The organism is Streptacidiphilus fuscans (assembly GCF_015690355.1).
Classification (GTDB): domain Bacteria; phylum Actinomycetota; class Actinomycetes; order Streptomycetales; family Streptomycetaceae; genus Streptacidiphilus; species Streptacidiphilus fuscans.
The window spans coordinates 150722-166218 of sequence record NZ_JADPRT010000010.1 but is presented as its reverse complement, the minus strand read 5'-3'; the positions used below and the strand labels follow the sequence as shown (position 1 = coordinate 166218).

11 protein-coding genes are annotated in these 15497 nt (G+C 73.0%); 9 read left to right on the top strand and 2 right to left on the bottom strand.

What is annotated here, in order from left to right:
- Positions 1 to 324 precede the first annotated feature (324 nt).
- Positions 325 to 1893, bottom strand: a complete 1569-nt coding sequence (gene yczR / locus I2501_RS23570) for a MocR-like transcription factor YczR (RefSeq protein WP_328806566.1) — start codon at positions 1891 to 1893, stop codon at positions 325 to 327.
- A 159-nt stretch (positions 1894 to 2052) separates the two neighbouring features.
- On the opposite strand from yczR, the gene yczE reads away from it, so the two are divergent.
- The 9 genes from yczE (at position 2053) to I2501_RS23525 (ending at position 13098) form a co-directional block, all read left to right on the top strand.
- Positions 2053 to 2736, top strand: a complete 684-nt coding sequence (gene yczE / locus I2501_RS23565; RefSeq protein ID WP_456243084.1) for a membrane protein YczE — start codon at positions 2053 to 2055, stop codon at positions 2734 to 2736.
- Positions 2630 to 3337, top strand: coding sequence for a class I SAM-dependent methyltransferase (locus I2501_RS23560; protein WP_196196164.1), 708 nt, complete (start codon positions 2630 to 2632; stop codon positions 3335 to 3337). Before yczE ends, I2501_RS23560 begins: the two co-directional genes overlap by 107 nt.
- A 343-nt stretch (positions 3338 to 3680) precedes the next feature.
- Positions 3681 to 4019, top strand: a complete 339-nt coding sequence (locus I2501_RS23555) for a DUF6504 family protein (RefSeq protein WP_196196163.1) — start codon at positions 3681 to 3683, stop codon at positions 4017 to 4019.
- Between the two features lie 17 nt (positions 4020 to 4036).
- Positions 4037 to 4669, top strand: a complete 633-nt coding sequence (locus I2501_RS23550) for an SAV_6107 family HEPN domain-containing protein (RefSeq protein ID WP_408022772.1) — start codon at positions 4037 to 4039, stop codon at positions 4667 to 4669.
- A gap of 87 nt (positions 4670 to 4756) precedes the next feature.
- Positions 4757 to 8326 carry a DNA polymerase III subunit alpha gene (locus I2501_RS23545; RefSeq protein ID WP_196196162.1) on the top strand — a complete coding sequence of 1190 codons (3570 nt, stop codon included), beginning with the start codon at positions 4757 to 4759 and terminating at the stop codon, positions 8324 to 8326.
- A gap of 106 nt (positions 8327 to 8432) precedes the next feature.
- On the top strand, positions 8433 to 9164 hold the full coding sequence (locus I2501_RS23540; protein WP_328806564.1) for a methyltransferase domain-containing protein: 732 nt from the start codon (positions 8433 to 8435) through the stop codon (positions 9162 to 9164).
- A gap of 123 nt (positions 9165 to 9287) precedes the next feature.
- Complete coding sequence (gene dinB, locus I2501_RS23535; protein ID WP_196196161.1) at positions 9288 to 10508, top strand: DNA polymerase IV; 1221 nt, start codon at positions 9288 to 9290, stop codon at positions 10506 to 10508.
- Positions 10509 to 10772: 264 nt separating this feature from the next.
- Positions 10773 to 11177: a DUF3040 domain-containing protein gene (locus tag I2501_RS23530; protein ID WP_196196160.1), complete on the top strand. Its 405-nt coding sequence runs from the start codon at positions 10773 to 10775 to the stop codon at positions 11175 to 11177.
- Positions 11178 to 11424: 247 nt separating this feature from the next.
- Positions 11425 to 13098, top strand: coding sequence for an RICIN domain-containing protein (locus I2501_RS23525; RefSeq protein WP_328806563.1), 1674 nt, complete (start codon positions 11425 to 11427; stop codon positions 13096 to 13098).
- 15 nt (positions 13099 to 13113) lie between these two features.
- Here I2501_RS23525 and I2501_RS23520 read toward each other — a convergent pair whose 3' ends face one another.
- Positions 13114 to 15477 (bottom strand): transglutaminase TgpA family protein, encoded by a 2364-nt coding sequence (locus I2501_RS23520; protein WP_196196159.1) that lies wholly within the window; start codon positions 15475 to 15477, stop codon positions 13114 to 13116.
- Positions 15478 to 15497 lie beyond the last annotated feature (20 nt).

Genomic DNA, 15497 nt, shown 5'->3' with positions numbered 1-15497 from the left:
CAAAGTAGTGGGCACCGGGAAGGGCCGGGCGGAAGCCCGGGCCACCGGGGGGCCAGGCACTGCACCGCCGACACGGGGCGGCGGAGCAGGTGCCGGGCCCGGGGGAGCACAGGGGACGGGGGGAATCCTGGGGTTCGGGGGAGCTCCGGGATTCGGGGGATAGCGGGGGAAACAGGGGGAACCGGGGGGAGCAGGGGGGAACGGGGGAAAAGCGGCGTTCATGCGCCGGCGGACGAGAGTCGCCGGCATGTGAACGCCGCTCTCCTGTTTTCTGCTGCGCCTGTTTCTGGTGGCCGCATGGGTCTGACTGGCCGTCAGTGTTCGTCAGAGCAGGGCGATCTCGCTGGTGCGGGCCATGGTGCCCGGTTCGGCACGGCCCGGTTCCGGGCGGTGCGGTCCGGTCAGGGTCGCGCTCGCCGCCGCGAGACGGCGTACCGCCTCACCGAGGACCTCGGCGGGGTGTGCGTAGGGAAGCCGGACGAAGCGTTCCAGCACTCCGTCCACCCCGAAGCGCGGTCCCGAGCCGACCCAGACGCCGAACCGCTCGGCCGTCGTCGCCAGCACGCTGCCGGAGACGCCGTCCGGGGTGTGGACCCAGAGCGAGAGCCCGCCCAGCGGCGTGCGGAAGGTCCAGTCGGGGAGCGCGGTGCGCAGCGCGGAGACCAGCGCGTCCCGTTGCACGCGGATCCGGTGGCGCTGGTGGGCCAGGACCTGCGGCAGCACCTCCGGGGAGAGCAGGTGGGCCACGGCCAGCTGCTCCAGGACCGGGGAGCTGACGTCCAGACTGGACCGGTCCGCCCGAAGCCGGCGGACGAGGTCGGGCGAGGCCCGGATCCAGCCGATCCGCAGGCCGCCCCAGAAGGTCTTGCCGGTCGAGCCGAGTGTGATCACCGTGCCGCCGCCGGGGTCGAACGCGGCCAGCGGAGGCGGCATCACCAGGTCCGGCTCCAGGGAGAGTTCAGCCATGGTCTCGTCGGCGATCAGCGTCGTCCCGGTGCGCCGAGCCGCCGCGACCAGCGCCCGGCGTTCGTCCTCGGACATCAGCATGCCGGTCGGGTTGTGGAAGTCAGGGATCAGGTAGCCGAGCCGGGGCGCGGCGTCGCGCAGGGTGCGGGACCAGCCGTCCACGTCCCAGCCGCCGATGTTCGCGCCGTCGGCATTCCCACTGCCGACGTTCCCGCCGTCCGTGGCCTCGCTGCCTGGGTGCAGGGCGACCGGCACCACCCTGCTGCCCGCGAAGCGCAGCGCCTGCAGGGAGTTGGCGTAGCTGGGCGACTCGACGGCCACCCGCTCGGCCGGGGCGAGCAGGTGACGCAGCAGCAGTGAGAAGCCGCCCGCCGCGCCCGTCGTGATCATGATCTGCTCGGGATCGGTGGGCAGCCCACGCGCGGTGAAACGGTCGGCGACGGCATGTCGCAGCACATGGATCCCGAGCGGGAAGTCGCCGTGGGTGTCGGTGTACTGGGGGAGTTGGGTCAGGGCCGCGGCCATCGCCTCGGAGAGGAACGGCTCGGGCGCGGAGGGGGCGGCGATGCCGAGGTCGATCACGCTGTCGGCGAGATCCGCCGGGAGCGGCGAGAGGCCCGCGCCGTGCACGGTCCGGCCGGGCGGCAACGCGGTCCAACTGCCCGCGCCCCGGCGGCTGGCGAGGAACCCCTCGTCCCGCAGCAGCTCGAAGGCGGCGGTGACCGTGGTCCGGCTGACGCCGAGCGCGGCGGAGAGCTCCCGCTCCGCGGGCAGCCGCGCCTCGACCGGCACCCGACCGTCCAGCACCAGGGTGCGCAGGCCGCCCGCCAGCGCCCGGTAGGCGGGGCCCTGGCCGGGCCGCTGCCAGTCGCCCAGTGCGCGTTCGAGCCGTGCCGCGCCGACGGCGGCGCGTGATGAGGGAGCCACGAAAAGCCACCTTTCTGAAATTGGCCATGGAAAAGGAGGGCCAATCGGCTCCAGGGTGGTCCTACGGCCGACCAATTTCAAGCGTTTCCGGAGGGAAGCGCGCACGAGCGCGCACCAGCGCACGCGGTCCTGTGTTCACGCTTCAAGGAGGGATTCCCGGTGCTGCTGACCCGCCGCCTCGTCCAGCTCTACGTCGGCCTTGCGCTCTACGGCTTCAGCATGGCGATGCAGATCAGGGCTTCGCTCGGACTGGACCCGTGGGACGTGTTCCACCAGGGCATCAGTCGGCATGTCCCGCTCTCGTTCGGCACCATCACGATGATCGTGGGCGCGGCGGTGCTGCTGCTCTGGATCCCGCTGCGGCAGAGACCGGGGCTGGGCACCATCAGCAACGTCTTCGTCATCGGCCTCTCCGTCGACGAGGGCCTGCGGCTGCTGCCGGCGCTGCACGGGCTGCCGCTGCGGTTCGCGGTGCTGGCGGCGGGCATCGTGCTCAACGGGCTCGCCGGAGGGCTCTACATCGGCGCGCGGTTCGGCCCCGGCCCGCGCGACGGGCTGATGACCGGGTACGTCAGGCGCAGCGGCCGCTCGATCCGGCTGGTGCGGACCAGCATCGAGGTGACGGTCCTGCTGGTCGGCTGGCTGATGGGCGGGCAGGTCGGGCTCGGCACCGTCGCCTACGCCGTGGCGATCGGACCTCTGGTGCAGCTCTTCCTGCCGATGTTGACTGTTCCTCATGCGAACGACACGAACGACGCGGGACGGGCACAGCGGGACGGGACCGGGGGCGATCACGCCGGACGGGTGCGCGGTGGAGCTGTACGAGCGGCTTCTCGTGGGTGACGAGCCGGATGTCATCGCCTCCCGGACGCCGGAGGGCGGCAGCATCCTCGAACTGGGCTGCGGCGTGGGGCGGGTGACGCATCCGCTGGTCGCCAGGGGCTTCGCGGTCACGGCCGTGGACGAGTCGGCGGAGATGCTGGAGCGCGTGCGCGGCGCGCGCACGGTGCACGCCTCGATCGAACACCTGGAGCTCGACGAGCGCTTCGACCTGGTGCTGCTCAGCTCCTTCCTGGTCAACACCGGCGACGAGGAGGTCCGCGCCGGGCTGCTGGCGACCTGCGGTCGGCACGTCGCCGACGGCGGCGTGATCCTGATCCAGCGCGAGGCGGAGGGCTTCTACGACGACCTGCCGCGCGAGTCGCCGATGAGGGGCACGGGGACCATCCGGATCGCCTCCGAGGAGATCGCCCCGGGGCTGCGCGCCAACCAGGTCGACTACATCTTCGACGACGCGCAGTGGACCCAGTTCTTCCGCACCCGGCACCTGCCGGACGCGGCGTTCGAACAGGTCCTCGCCGAGGCGGGTCTGGCCCTGGTGGGCTACCTCACTCCGAACCACGCCTGGGCCGAGGCCGCCGCGCTCGTCCCGGCCGAGGACTGATCCTCGCATCGCCGCGTCACGTCGCTGACCAGCGGCGATGCTTCTCTCCGCCGTGGGGGGGGGGGCCCGGGGGGGGGGCCCCCCCCCCGCGGGGGGGGGGGGGGGGGGGGCGGGGGGGAGGGGGGGGCGGGCCCCGGGGGCGTGGCTCCCCCCCGCGGGGGGGGGGGCCCCGGGGGGGCCCCCCCCCCACGGCTTTGTCAGTGGTGCGGAGGAGCATGGCGAATGGAGGGGCCGTGTGGTCGGTCGCATGGGCGATTCGGCGTTGACGCGGCTCCGGTCCGGCGGGTTACTCTGGAGATGTTCGAACGAAAGTTCGAACATGGATGGCGAAGGAGGCAGCGCGGTGAGCAGAAAGCGTGCGGACCTGGTCGAGGTGCGCGGCGGTACGGGGCTGCCCACGCACTTCCTCTGGCGCGACAAGGTGTACGCGGTACGCGAGGTGCTGGGGCACTGGAAGGAGAGCGGCGCGTGGTGGGAGGAGGCCCGCACGGCCTCGTTCCCTGCCGTCCACGCCTCCGCCTCCGGCTCTGCGGGGACGGCAGCCGCCCGGCCGCTGGACCGGACCGAGCGGGAGGTGTGGCGGGTCGAGGCCAGCCCCGGCCGCTGCTTCGCCCCCGGCGTCTACGACCTCAGCTTCGACCGCAGCGCCGACCGCTGGACCCTCACCAGTACGACGGACTGAACGGGAGGGCGTACGTCATGAGGGACACCGGAGACTTCGACAGCAGCACGGACGGAAGCGCGCGGGCCCAAGCGCGGGCGCGGGTGCTGCAGTTGCCACTGCCCGGCCCCGTCACGGGATCGGGCATGCCCTACCACCGGCCGGAGGACGTCCATCCGGTGCTGCGCCGGGCGGGCGCCCCGCCCGCCGCGGTGGACCTGCTGACCCAGGCGCAGCGCGGGCTCGCCGAGGCGCGGGAGCTCCAGGGGCCGTTGGAGCGCTACGCCCTCACGCATCTCGCCGCGCTGCGCGCCGCCGCGGCCGTGCTCGCCCTGCGCGGGCAGCCGGAGGAGAACGCGCGCAAGCGCAAGCGGATCCGCAGCGCCTGGGAGGTCCTGCCCGAGGTCGCGCCGGAGCTCACGGAGTGGGCGCTCTACTACGCCGCCGGCGCTTCCAAGCGCGCTGCCGCCGAGGCCGGGATCGCCTCGGCGGCCAGCGCCCGCGACGCGGACGACCTGGTCCGCAACACCGCGCTCTTCCTGCGGATGGTGCAGCGGTTGATCGCCCGCGGTGCGGTCCCCGCCGCACGGGAGCCGCACCTGCGGGGCCTCGGGGGCTCCGGGGGTCTCGGAGACCTCGGGGGAGAGGAGGGGATGCCCCGCACCGGCTGACGTCGGCTGACGCCGGCCGTCGATCGGCGGGATCGGGAGGGGCCCACAACGCCTGACATACCTGACACGCCAGAGGAGTCGCAGCACATGAGCCCCACGGACTCCTTCGTGCATCTGCACACGGCCTCCAGCTACTCGCTGCGCTACGGCACCGCCACGCCCGCCGCCCTGGTCGAACGCGCGGCCGAGCTGGGCATGGGCGCGCTCGGGCTCACCGATCGGGACGGCCTCTACGGTGCGGTCCGCTTCGCCCAGGCCTGCGCCGAGCACGGCATCCGGCCGATCGTCGGCGCCGACCTGGCCTGCGCCGACCCGCGCACGGACGCCCGCGTGACAGGTCGGGTGACGGGGCGAGCGACGGGGCGAGCGGCAGGTCGCGTGGCCGGCCGTACCGAGGGCCCCGGCGGGGCCGAGCTGGACCGGGCCGCCGCCGACGCGGCGCGTCCGCCGCGGGTCGTGGTGCTGGCCCGCGGGCGTCGGGCGGGGTGGGCCGCGCTCTGTCGGCTCGTCAGCGCCGCACACGGGGACGACATGGAGCGTCGCGGTCGTCCGGTGGTCGACCCCGAGCTGGTGGCCCGCGCGGGGGACGGCGTGTTCGTGCTGCTCGGCGCGGAGTCCGTGGTCGGGCGGGCTGCCGCGGCCGGGCGGACCGCCGAGGCCAAGACCGAGCTGCAGCGCTGGCGCGCGGCGTGCGGGGACGCCGTGGTGGTCGAGGTGGTGCACCACCTCGCACCGCCCGGCCACCCCACCTCCCGCGCGGCGGCGCAGCGGCTGCTGCGCCTGGCCCACGAGGTGGGCGTGCCCGCCGTGCTGACCAACGCGGTCCGCTACCCGGTGCCGGAGGACGCACCGGTCGCGGACGTGCTGGACGCCGCCCGCCGCCTGGTCCCGCTGGAGCTGCGCTCCCGGGACCGGGTCAACGCCGAGGGGTACCTGAAGACCGGTCCGGAGATGGCCGCCCTCGCCCACGACCTGTGCGGGACCGCCTCCGAGGTGCGCGCGCTGCTGGCGCAGACCCGCCGGATCGCCGAGCTGTGCGCGCTCGACCCGCACGTCGACATCGGCCTCGGCTCGATGCACATGCCCGAGGCGGGCGTCCTCGGCACCACCCGCGCGGGCGCGGTACGCGAGCTGCGGCAGCGCTGCGAGGCGGGCATCCCCCGCCGCTACGGCAGCCCGAGCGGGAGGACCCACGAGCGGATCACCGAGCGGCTGGAGAGCGAGCTGACGCTGATCAAGGGCCTCGGTTACGAGCCGTACTTCCTCACCGTCGCCGAGGTCGTCGACCTGACCCGCGCCGCGGGCATCCGCTGTGCGGCCCGTGGCTCCGGCGCGGGCAGTCTGGTCAACCACCTGCTGGGCATCTCCGGCGTCGACCCGATGGCGCACGGCCTGCTGATGGAGCGTTTCCTCTCCGCCAAGCGCACCTCCCTGCCCGACATCGACCTCGACGTCGAGTCCGCCCGCCGCACCGAGGTCTACGACCTGATCCTCGATCGCTTCGGCTCCGACCGGACGCTCTGTGTGGCGATGCTGGAGACCTACCGGGTCCGCCACGCCGTCCGCGACGCGGGCGCGGCCCTCGGCCTGCCGCCGCAGGAGATCGACGCGGTGGCCAAGGCCTTCCCGCACATCCGCGCCCGCGACGCCCGCGCGGCCCTGCGGGACCTGCCCGAACTGCGCCACTCCCGGCTGGAGGAGGGCATCTTCGCGGTCCTCTTCGACATCGTCGAGAAGCTGGACGGCCTGCCCCGCCACATCGCCCTGCACCCCAGCGGCGTGCTCCTCTCCGACCGCACCCTGCGCGACCGCACGCCGGTCGAACTCTCCGCCCAGCGCTACCCGATGAGCCAGTTCGACAAGGACGACGTGGAGGCGATCGGCCTGCTCAAACTGGACGTCCTGGGCGTGCGGATGCAGTCCGCGATGGCGCACGCCGTGACGGAGACCGTGCGGGTGGGCGGCGAGCGGATCGACCTGGACGCAGTACCGCTGGACGACCCGGACACCTTCGAGCTGATCCGCTCCACCCGCACCCTCGGCTGCTTCCAGATCGAGTCGCCCGGCCAGCGCGAGCTGATCGGCAAGTTCGCGCCGGAGACCTTCGGCGACCTGATCATCGACATCTCGCTGTTCCGTCCCGGCCCGGTCAAGAGCGACATGGTCACCCCCTTCCTCAACGCCCGCCACGGCTGGGCCGATCCGGTCTTCGTCCACGACGACCTGCGCGGGATCCTGGCCGAGACCGAGGGCGTGGTGGTCTTCCACGAGCAGGTCATCCGGATCATCGCGCAGATGACCGGCTGCGGGTTCGACCGCGCCGACCAGTCCCGACGGCTGCTCGGCAGCATCAAGGGCCAGCAGGCGATCGGCGACTGGTTCTGCGTGGCCGCCGACCACCGCGGCTATCCGCGGCCGGTCGTCGAGCGGGTCTGGGAGATCCTCAAGGCCTTCGCCTCCTTCGGCTTCTGCAAGGCCCACGCGGGCGCCTTCGCGCTGCCCACCTACCAGTCCGCCTGGCTGAAGGCCCATCACCCAGCCGCCTTCTACGCCGGGTTGCTCACCCACGACCCCGGCATGTACCCGAAGCGGCTGATCCTCGACGACGCCCGCCAGTTCGGCGTCACCGTGCTGCCGCCCAGCGTCAACGACTCCGTGGCCTCCTACACGGTCGAGCGCGTCACGGTCGAGCGCGTCACGAGCGAGCAGACCCCCGGCGAAGGTGACGCCCTGCGGATCGGGCTGGCCGACGTCAAGGGCATCAGCGACGCCGAGCTGGAGCGGATCGTCCGCGAGCGCGAGGGCGCGCCCTACGCCTCCCTGGCCGACTTCCGTCGCCGCGCCGAGCCCTCACAACCGACGCTGGAAAACCTGGTCCTGGCCGGCGCGCTGGACGCGCTCCACCCCGGGCTGACCCGGCGTGACCTGCTGCTCCACGCGGCCACCGACCCCAAGCCCAAGGGCCCGCGCCGCCCCGGCCCGTCCCAGCTGGAGCTGGCCGACGCGCTGGCGGAGACCGCCGGGGACACCACCGCCCGGCCGACCGCGCTGCCCGCGCCGACCGACTCCGAGCTGATCCACGGCGAGATCGAGGCGCTCGGCCTGGACCACAGCGCCCATCTGCTCAGCCCGTACCTGCGGTTCCTCGACGAGCTCGGCACGGTCCGCTCGCGCGACCTGCTGACGCAGCGCAACCGCAGCGAGATCCTGATCGCCGGGGTCAAGGTGGCCACCCAGACCCCACCGGTGCGGACCGGCGTCCGGGTCGTCTTCGCCACGCTCGACGACGCCACCGGCCCGCTGGACTTCGCCATGTTCGAGGACGCCCAGCAGCACTACGCCTCCACGGTGTTCCACTCCTGGCTGCTGCTGGTCCGCGGCGTGATCCGCCGCACCGGCCCGCGCGGCGTCTCGCTCACCGCCACCGCCGCGTGGGAGCTGACCGCCCTGCACGAACTGTGGCGCGAGGCGGGCCTGGACGCGGTCCGCGAGGTGCTGGCCGCCCGCCCCGAGCTGGAGGCCGCTCCACCGCGTCGGGTGATGCTGCACCCGAGCGGGTTCCGGATGTCCCCCTACGCCGATCTCAAGCCGCCCGGCGTCCCCGCGGCGGAGGCCCCGCGCAAGCTGTGGCACACCAGCCCGGGGAGCCCGGGATGAGCGCCGAGCAGCGGCGGAAGGCAATAGGGTGGGGCTGTCCGGCCATGGCTGCCACCCTCGTTGCCGCCATCGCCGAGACCTCGCAGCCGAACCGAGGAGCCCAACCGTGTACACGCGTCCCCGCAGCGCCCTTCGGACCGCCGTGGTGTGGGAGGTCCTGCGTACGGCGCTGGACCGCAAGGCCGAGTCGCTGGGCCGCCCGGTCCTCGACGTCCTCGACACCGGCGGCGGCACCGGCAACTTCGCCGTGCCCGTCGCGAGCCTCGGCCACCGGGTCACCGTCGTCGACCCCAGCCCCGACGCCCTCTTCGCCCTCGAACGCCGCGCGGCGGAGGCCGGGGTCACTGGCCAGGTCCGGGCGATACAGGGTGACACGAGCACTTTGGCCCAGCAGGTCGAGCCGGCCAGCATGGACGCGGTCCTCTGCCACGGCGTCCTCGAGGTCGTCGACGACCCGGCGGAGTCGCTGCGCGAGCTCACCGCGGTCCTGCGCGACGGCGGCCTGGTCAGCCTCCTCGCTGCCAACCGCAACGGCGCGGTCCTTGCCCGCGCCCTCTCCGGCCACTTCGCCGAGGCCCGCGCGACGCTTTCCGGCGTCGAGAAGCCGGACTCCCGGCGCTTCACCAGCGACGAGCTGGACGCCCTGGCGCGCGGCGCGGGACTGCGCGTGCGCTCCGTGCACGGCGTGCGGATCTTCGCGGACCTGGTGCCGGGTGTCTTGGTCGACACGGAACCGGGGGCGCACGACGCTCTCCTCGCCCTGGAGCAGGCGGCCTCGGCGGACCCGTCGTTCCACGCGGTGGCCACGCAGCTGCACGTCCTGGCGGAGCTGGGCTGACGCCCGAGAGGCCAGTACGTGCGCTCCCGCAGGTGGTTGCACTACCCAGGGGCGGGGGGGGGGGGGGGCGGGGCCCCCCCCCCCCCCCCCCCCCCCCCTGGGGGTTGCAACAGGCGGCTCGCGGTGATTCTGCACGCGGATCTGGACGCCTTCTACGCCGCGGTCGAGCAGCGGCGTCGTCCCGGGCTGGCCGGGAGGCCGGTCGCGGTGGGGGCCACCGGCCCACGGGGCGTGGTGATGTCGGCGTCGTACGAGGCGCGAGCCTCGGGCGTGGAGTCGGGGCAACCCGTCGTGCGGGCGCGGCGGGTGTGTCCGGAGTTGGTCGTGGTCGCGCCGGACATGGACGAGTACGCCGTCGTCTCGGCCAATGTCATGGCCGTCCTCTCCTCGTTCTCCCGCAAGGTGGAACCCGCCTCCCTGGACGAGGCGTACCTCGACCTCGCGGGGGTGCCGTTCCGGCCGCGGGTCCTCGCGGAACTGCTGCGGGAGCGGGTGTGGCAGGAGCAGCGCCTCGCGCTCTCCGTCGGCGTCGGGCCGAACAAGCTGATCGCCAAGCTGGCCTCGGTCGCGGCCAAGCCCGACGGACTGCTGGTGGTGACGCCCGCCGAGGTGCCGGGGTTCCTGCTGCCGCTGCCTGCGACGCGCCTGCCCGGCGTCGGGCCCAGCACCACCGCCGCGCTGACGCGGTTCGGGCTGACCACCGTCGCGGACCTCGCGGCCACGCCGCCGGACACGCTGCGGCGGATCGTCGGCGCCGCCGCCGGAGAGCAGTTGGCGCGGTTCGCGCGGGGTGAGGACCTGAGGCCGGTGGTGCCGCAGCGCGCGGAGCGGAGTCTGGGCGGGGAGCGGACCTTCCCGGCCGACGTCTCGGCGGAGCACGAGCTGATCCGGACCACGCTGCTGCGGCTGGCCGAGTCCGCGGCCGCGCGGCTGCGTGCCGCCGGAGTCGCGGGGCGGACGGTCACCGTCAAGGTGCGCTTCGCGGACCTGCGCACGGTCACTCGGTCGCGGACCCTGCCCGAGCCGGTGGACCTGGCGCACGACCTCTACGCGACGGCGGTCCAGGTCTTCGACGGGATGGGCCTGGCCCGGGCCCGGATCCGGTTGATCGGGCTGCGCGTCGAGGGGCTGGGCCAGGGAGCCCGGCCGCAGCAGATGGCGCTGGGGGAGCGTGAGCACGGCTGGTCCGAACTGGAGCGGACGGTCGACCGGGTGCGGGCGAAGTTCGGCACGGCCTCGGTCGGTCCGGCGAGCCTGCTGGAGCCGGGCAGAGAAGTGGCCAGGGAGCCGGGCAGAGAAGTCGGTAAGGAGCCGGGCGGGGACGCCGGAAAGGGGACTTCCTGACGCCGGAAACTTCTCACTGGTGTCGCCCGTTCACAGGGCACACCGAGGCGTTCCGGCGTGTCCGGAGAGAGGTACCGCACATGCGGCACGGCACTCCAAAAACCCACGGTGAACCGTATGATTCGGGTAAAGGCAGCAAGCATGACGGCCGCCCACCCGGGGCATACACGCATCACAGCGGGATCAAGAGAAACCGAGCCGTGCGGTGGGGTGGTCAACCGGTCGGCGCGCTTGCGCCGTCGGCGGCCAGAGGAGGAGGACGACGTGCCGCTCTCGGAGCACGAGCAGCGACTGCTTGAGCAGATGGAGCGAGCGCTGTACGCCGAGGACCCGAAGTTCGCGACGGCGCTCGAGGGTAGTGGCTTGCGCACGCGGACCCGTCGCGCCGTTTACGCGTCCGTCGCAGGCTTCGTGGTCGGCGTGGGCCTGTTGATGGGTGGCCTCTTCGTGCACCAGCAGTGGGTGAGCGTCGTCGGTTTTGTGCTGATGCTGGCGGGCGCGGTCTTCGCGGTCACCGCCTGGCGCCGCATTCCGCGGCTCGCGGCCGTGGACCCGCGGACCGGGCGGCCGGTGCGCCGTAAGAAGCGCGGCGGCGGTGGCGGCAGCATCGTCGACCGGATGGAGCAGCGCTGGCAGCGCCGTCAGGAGCAGCAGCGCGGCGGGTTCTGAGCCGCCGCAGAAACGTCTTTCGTCACACTCTTTCGTCAGGGCCTCGACCTTCGGGTCGGGGCCCTTTGACGTGCCCGGCGACGCGCATCGTCGTGGTCGGTCGTGTTTGGCGTGTGGAGATCGCCAGGTCAACAGGGTCTTGTTGTGTTCGCCGCAGAAAACATGAGCACCACTCTTGTTATGTTACCTGGGGGTACCTACCCTGAGGGACGATCGGGCACCCCCCGTCCACCCTCAGGAGCACTGTGTGACCAGAACAGTCAGAACAGCCCTGCGCAAACCCCGGGCCGCCCTCGCGGCACTCGCCGTCACCGCCCTTGTCGGCGCACTCGGCACCGCCACGGCACAGACCGCCGCCGCGGCCACCGGACCGGCTGCCGGACAGGCCGCCAAACCCGCCGCCATCGTCTCCCTGGGCGACAGCGCGATCTCCGGTGAAGGCGCCGGGACCGACACCAGCGACGGCTACATGGCGGGCACCGACGGGCCCAAGGACTTCTGTCACCGGCACGACGAGTCGACGATCTTCGACACCGGCGTCACCGGCGTCACCCCGATCGACCTCGCCTGTTCCGGGGCGCAGACCGGGGACCTGACCTCCGACCCGACCCTGGCCAAGATCACCGGTCCGGGCAGCGGCGACTACGGCGAGCCCAAGCAGGACGCCCAGCTGGCGCAGACCGCCGCCAACTACGACGTCAAGATGGTCGTGGTGACCATCGGCGCCAACGACGACTTCGACTTCACCGGCATCGTCGTCAGCTGCCTGACCGCGTACTTCCCGGTTCCGCAGTCCCAGGGCTGCCGGCAGACCATCGGCAGCGCGGCGATCACCGCCCGCGCCAAGGCGGACCTGCCGAAGATCGAGGCGGCGCTCACCGACGTCCGCCAGACCATGCGCAACGCCGGATACGCGGACAGCTCGTACCAGCTGGTGCTGCAGTCGTACTTCACGCCGATCACGCCGGACATCCGCGACAACTCCTACGCGGGCAAGGTCGCCGACGGCTGCCCCGGCTTCCCCGAGGACGCCGCCTGGGCGCACAACTGGGTGGTCCCGCAGCTGGACGACACCGAGCGGGCCGCCGCCGAGGCGGTTCCCGGGGTCCGGTTCCTGGACATGCGCCGGGTCTCCTACGGCCACGAGGTCTGCGCGGAGTTCACCTCGTCGCCGTACGAGTACATCAACGGCGACGTGATCGACACCAGCGAGCTGACCCGCAACGGGTGTGACCAGTCGATCGGCGTGCTCGGCCTCTGCACCGACGAGGTCCGGCAGTCGTACCACCCGCGCGTCGCCGGCTACAAGGCCGAGGGCGCCTGCCTCGGGGACTTCTACAACGCCCCGACGCAGCAGGAGGCCTACTGCACCCTGGACCCGCAGGACGGCACCACGATCATGCCGTTGACAGCCGGTGATCCGACCTTCAGGGACGTGCCGACGGACGGGTCCTGGTTCCAGCTGACCAACAAGTCGAGCGGCAACGTCCTCGACTTCTCCGGTGGCGGCAGCTACGGCGACGCCACCAACGGCCGCCCGGCCATCACCTACGGCGCGGACGGCGGGTTGAACCAGTCCTTCGTCTTCGAGATCAAGTCCGGTGGCAGCTACGAGCTGGACTTCAGCGGCAACCGCAACATGTGCCTGGACGCCACCGGCGGCAGCACGGCGGCGGGCACGCAGCTGGAGCAGTGGGGCTGCAACGGCAACGCCAACCAGCACTGGGTCTTCGAGCCGGCCGGGAACGGCTACTACAAGATCGCCGACTCGGCCGACACGAACATGGTGGCGACGCTCGGCACCAGCGCCGCGGTCGACAGCTCCGGCAACCCGATCACCACGCTCCAGCCGGACACCGGCGCCGACACCCAGCTCTGGCAGCTGGACAAGCTCGGCATCGTCTACCTGCCCGCGAGCTGACCGAGGGTCAGCCGATCAGCGCGAGCCACCGGGCCGCAGCCTGCTCCACAGGGCTGCGGCCCTTCGCCGTACCTCGGCGGAGACGCGGCGCGGCAGGTCGCGGTAGAGCCGGGACGAGGACGGCGGCAGCAGCACCGCGCGGAGCCGGGTGCGTCGGTCGACGCGGGCGGAGAGGCCCTGCCGGACCGAGCGGACGTCCTGCCGCAGCTGGAGCGGCACGGTCACCACGGGCGCGTAGAGCACCTGCTCGGTGGCGAGGGCGAGTCGGCCCGCCGCGGCGCTCGGCTCGGGGCCCAGCTCGCCGAGCGCGCTGATCCGCTCGGCCGTGCGCCGTGGCGTCTCCGCGTGGTCCGGGGGAATGCCCAGGTCCCAGGCGGTGTCCAGCATCTCGTGCCAGGCGTCCAGCACCTGCTGCTCGGTCAGCCCGCCGGGCCCACGGGCCAGTCGGACGCGTCGGGACCGCCAGCGCCAGACCATCGGCACCAGCAGCAGGAGCACTACCAACCCGGCCAGCGCCCAGACCGCCAGCCGCAGCGAACCGGCGGCCGACGAGCCGGTGCTGACCGACCCGCCGGGGGTGGTGGCCGCCGAGCACAGGCCCTCGCGGCGCGCCTGGATCGGGCAGCCCTGGTTGTGCGTGCCCGCCGTCGGACCGGCGCCGGCGGTGGGCTGCGCGGAGGACGACGGGCCGGGTGCCGGCTGGGTGGTCGAGGCGCCGAAGCTCGGCTCGAAGCCGATGGACGGCGTCGGCTCGAAGCGCACCCAGCCCACGCCGGTGAAGTAGAGCTCCGGCCAGGCGTGCGCGTTCTTGGTGGTCACCAGCCAGGAACCGTCGGCCTGTTCGGTGCCGGGGGTGAAGCCGACGGCGACCCGCGCCGGGATGCCGAGCAGGCGGGCCATCGCCGCCATGGTGGAGGCGAAGTGGACGCAGAAGCCCTGCTTGTTCTTGAGGAAGTCGGCCAGCGCGTTGGACGTGTTGCTGACCGGGACGTTGGTGTTGTACGTGAACCCGCCGGAGTGGGCGAACCAGTCCTGCAGCGCCAGGGCCTTGTCGAAGGCGGTGGGCGCGTTGGCGGTGACCGCGCGAGCGTCCTGGCCGACCACGGCGGGCAGGTTGGAGGGCAGCGTGAGATAGGTGCGCGCGATGTCCGCCGGGGGCGGCCCGGCGTTGCGCAGCTGGTCCTGGGTGGGGTGCAGAGACAGGCTGGTGACGGTGTAGTCGAGCCCGCCCGCGTTCTGCGCGTCGGTGCCGCCGATCACCGTCCGGCCCTCGGGCTCCCACCGCCAGTCGCCCACCACCTGGACGTTGACCGCCGGGTACGGCATCGGCAGCCACTGCTGGACGTAGCCGGGCTGGGTGGTCACCTCCGTCTCCACCGTCTGCTGCTGGATACCGCCGGAGAGCTCGGTGGGGACGCCCAGCGGGTCGGGCAGCGGCACGGCGCGGTGGGTGCTGGTGGTCCAGGCGACGCCGTTGAAGACGTCCAGGTCGACGATGCGCAGGTACTGGTCGGCCGGGTCGGAGGCGGTGGTCCGGTAGGAGAGCACCGGGACCGCGCTGGTCTGGTTGAGGCTCTGCGCCAGCGAGGCCATCGGGTCGACGGCGGTGATCACGCCGTTCCCGGTGCCGGAACCGCCGCCACCGCCGAGGTCGGCGACCACGCCGCTGCCCACGGACGGCAGCAGCACCGGGACGATCAGCGCGCCGACCGCCGCCAGCGAGGCGATCCGCAGGCCGGTGGCGTTGACCGGGTTGGTGCTGTCGGCGACGGCGGTGGCCGAGGCGCCGTGGAAGATCCGTCCCCAGCGCGAGACCCGGTCCCGGCCCTCGGCCAGCAGCAGCATCAGGAAGCCGAAGGTGGCGGCCAGGAACCAGAACCAGAGCGCCCCGTGCGGGTGGATGCCGGTGCCGACGGCGTAGAGGGCCAGCAGCGGCAGCCCGGCCAGGGCGACGCGTTGGTAGGTGACGGCCATCGCGTCGACCAGCAGGCCCACGGTGAGGACCGCGATGGTGAGCAGCAGCCGCAGCCCGACCGTGTCCGGGGCCGGGGTGCTGAAGTGCGACATGTCGTCGAAGCCGGACTGCAGGTCGGAGCCGAACGCCCGCCAGGCCCCGGGACCGGGCAGCAGCCCGAACACGGCGGAGTCGCGGACGAAGAAGAACGTCAGCAGCATCACCGCGACCAGCAGTTGGAGCAGCACGGTGAGCGGGCGGGCCAGCGGGAACCGGCGGGTGAGCACGCCGACGCCGGTGATCACCAGCAGCATCGCCGTCGCCTCGACCAGCCAACTGGTCGGCTGGACCAGGGGGAAGAGGCAGAGCGCGGTGAGCACCGTGGCCGCCGCCGCGGTGAGCGCGATCCGTGTGCGCGTGTTCATCCGACGACTCCCACGACTTC